Annotated in this window: 1 protein-coding gene; it reads right to left on the minus strand. The window is 66.5% G+C overall.

The features are described 5' to 3' along the window. A partial coding sequence (locus tag ACFHWE_RS23455) for a hypothetical protein (RefSeq protein WP_416604039.1) occupies positions 1-2,096 on the minus strand: 2,096 nt, incomplete at both ends.

Below are 2,096 nucleotides of genomic sequence, written 5' to 3' on the forward strand. Positions count from 1 at the left end.
TCAGGCTGCGGCGGGTGAAGACGGTCTCGGGCAGGGTGCGGGGGCCGAAGGCCTGGTCGAGGGTGGAGGCGAAGCGGCGGATGTCGTCGGCGTCGGGGAAGCGCCCGAACACGTCGGTCAGCCGTCCGCGCATCCCGGATCTGACGAGCCAGGTCCTGCGTGCCTGTTCGGGGTCGGGGGCGTTCAGGATGGAGTTGACGATGGAATCGCGCGGGGGCAGGGGGTGCTCCGCTGACCTGAGGTCGTCCAGGGTGGGGAAGCGGCCGTCGCGTCCCAGATCGAACAGGAGCAGGCCCGGGCCCACGTCTGCGCGGTGCGCTTGCAGGTACGCGGCGATCCGGTCGTCCTGGGCGAGTCGCAGGGCACGGTTGAACACCGCGCCGATGCGCATGTAGGTGTCGACCGCCTCTCGCTGCTGTGGGGGCAGTCGTGTGTAGGCGTGCGGGTTGCGGTGGGGGTCGTCGAGGATCTGGGCGCCGTAGCGGGCGGCTTCGGCGTCGTCGGTGAAGCGGCGGGTCCCGTCCGGTGCGCGAACGCCGGGTGCGGTGTCGGGGACACCGGGAGTGCTTGTGGCGGTGCCGGGGGGCAGGACCTCGGCGTCGAACCTCTCCCAGTGCGTGTCGTCCGCAAAGGCCCTGTTGATGAGGTACCGGGTGCCGCGGGGCAGCAGCAGTTTCCGGTAGCCGGGGATTCCGCTGCTTTCCCCGACCCAGAGCCCCCGGCTTCCGCTCGGAAGGGCGAGGACGAGTTCGGACTCGAGAAGGGGGTCCTCCACGTCCCTTCTCGGATCGACGGCCAGGACATCGGGGGAGGTCTGGACGGAGTCCTTGAGCAGGTATCGGGAGTAGTACCCGAAGAATGTCTTCTCATTCCCGGGAAGGGGGAGGAGGCGACGCATCGTGAGGGGTTCGGGGAGGGGGCGGTCCAGTGCCTGGTCGACCAGATCGAGATTCCGTTCCAGATCGTCAAGGGAGGGGATACCCCCGAACGCCTCGACCAAGCGGCCGATGTCCGACTCCTTGATTTTCGCTATCTCTCTTTCGAGTCGGCGGTCGCTCATCGACCTTGCCCACGCCAGGGCTTTGTGATGAGCGTATGACAGCGTTTCCGAGTCGTTCTTTATCTCCTTTACGGATTCCGGTGTCAGGGGCTGGAATCCCGTCAGCTCGTAAAGAAGCCATTCCCATTCGTGCGTTTCGTAGACCTCCCATGCCCAGGTGGAGCCGGGTTCTCCGTCGTCCGCTTCTTTGATTCGTGGAAAATATTGATAGAATTCATCTAGTTTGATGTACTTCCGGACGGCTTCACGCTGTTCCCTTGGGAGGCTGGCGAAAGCGTGCGGGTTCCTCTCCGGGGTGTCGAGGAACTGTTCGGTATATCTGATCGCCTGAGCGTCGGTGGCGAAGCGCCGGAACCCGTCCGGGCCGAGCGACCCCGGAACCGCGTCGGGATCCTCCTCCGCGCCCGATGCATCAGTGTCGGAATCCGACACCTCGTCCGTCACCGAGTCCGTTTCCGCCGTGGCAGGACCGTCGTGTGTGTGCGCCAGGTGCCAGATGATCTTTTCGTAGTACTCCTCGGCGGCGGTGAGGGCGATGTCCGCATCGATGCCGTCGGGGTCCTGACGGAGGGCCTGGGTGGCTTCCTCCAGAGCGTCGGCGGCTGCATTCAGGTCTTCCGTCTGCCGCTCCAGGATCTCCATGGCGAACCGGTCGGTCCTGATCTGCTGCCGGGCCTGGTCGGCGTCGGGTTCGTCGGCCGCGATGCGTTCTTCCAAGCGTTGGACGTGCTCGCGGTGTTTCTGGGCCTGGCGGTCGGTCCTCTCGGCTTCCGCCCGTACGACGCGTGCGCGGTCCTCCAGTTCGTCGGCCGTTTTGGCGTGGTCGGTCCTTTCGCTGCCGGAGGAGTCCCCGCTTGCTTCGGAGGAGGCGTCCGTCTGGAGGGGTGGTGGGGTCGGGGCGGGTCCGGCATTGGGGGCGCCGTCTGTGGCGGCGTCGGGCAGATGGACGGGGAAGACGGTGGTTTCGGTGTCCCCGGTGGGGGGGAGGAGGTGGCGGGTGTTCTGGTAGTGCTGGTCGGCTTGGGCTTGGGCGGTG

The sequence above is a fragment of the Nocardiopsis sp. LOL_012 genome (assembly GCF_048060475.1).
Taxonomy (GTDB): Bacteria; Actinomycetota; Actinomycetes; order Streptosporangiales; family Streptosporangiaceae; genus Nocardiopsis.